The organism is Bradyrhizobium sp. 87, from assembly GCF_023073015.1.
In the GTDB taxonomy this organism is placed as follows: Bacteria; Pseudomonadota; Alphaproteobacteria; order Rhizobiales; family Xanthobacteraceae; genus Bradyrhizobium; species Bradyrhizobium canariense_D.
The window spans coordinates 1-1,072 of the sequence record NZ_JADPIQ010000046.1 but is presented as its reverse complement, the minus strand read 5'-3'; the positions used below and the strand labels follow the sequence as shown (position 1 = coordinate 1,072).

Here is a 1,072-nt window from a genome sequence, read left to right as displayed (position 1 = left end):
TGCGCCGACCTCACCACTGAACGGATCGGCCAAGAACCTCTCCGCCGTCAGTTCGGGCCGGTTCAGATAGCCACGCGCGACCCCCGCCCCGCCAATGTAGAGCTCTCCCACCGCTCCCAACGGAACGGGCGCGCCATGACCATCGAGCAGATACACACGCGTGTTCGCAATCGGACGGCCGATGGGGAGCCGCTGCAATGTCTCATCAATCGCGGTAATCTCGCAGACTGTCGCAAAAGTCGTCGTCTCGGTCGGACCGTAGCAATGCAGGAGATGTTGCGGTCGGCTCTGGCTCAAAATCCGTGCGACTGCCGCCACATCAACCGCATCACCGCCAACCAATAGCAACCGCAAACTCGCCGGCACCGGGCCCAAATCAGCAGCGCTCTGGTTGAACAACCCGGCCGTCAAATGCAGGACGCTAATGCGGTGCTGCTGAACCAGGCCGCGCAGCACCCCTGGTTGCAGCGCATCAGTGTATGGAATCACGATCAGGCTAGAGCCGTGTAGCAGCGGTGCCCAGACTTCCAGTGTACTGATATCAAACGCGGGGTTGCCCACCCACGCCACACGATCACTCGCATTGAACTGCGCATATCCGTTGTTGATGACCAGTCGGTTTACGGCACGATGAGGAACAACAACCCCCTTCGGAAGGCCGGTCGAGCCGGAGGTGTACATGACGTAGGCGGCAGCCTCGGCGGTCAATGCCAAGCCAGGATCGGTGCTAAGGCCTGCTCCAGTCATGAGCGGCTCAATAGGCAGAACAGGAATCGTCACCTCGACCAGATCATCATCACTGTTGGTGAGCACCAGGCGCGCAGCACAGTCGGCCATCATCCAGCTCTGTCGCGCTGGTGGAAGACTGCGATCGATCGGCACATAAACTCCGCCCGCCTTCAGGATCGCCAGCTGTGCCACCACCAGGACGACGGAGCGATCCAGCATTGTCGCAAGGCGATCCCCGGGCGTGACCCCGAGTGCGATCAGATGATGCGCCAGGCGGTTGGCCCGCGCATTGAGCTCGCCATAGCTCAAGCGTTCGTCCGCACAGACCACCGCCACCGCATCC

At 61.5% G+C, this 1,072-nt stretch carries 1 protein-coding gene; it reads right to left on the bottom strand.

The features are described from left to right. Window positions 1–1,072: amino acid adenylation domain-containing protein (locus IVB50_RS09540; RefSeq protein ID WP_247295745.1), on the bottom strand; the 1,072-nt coding region annotated here is incomplete at both ends.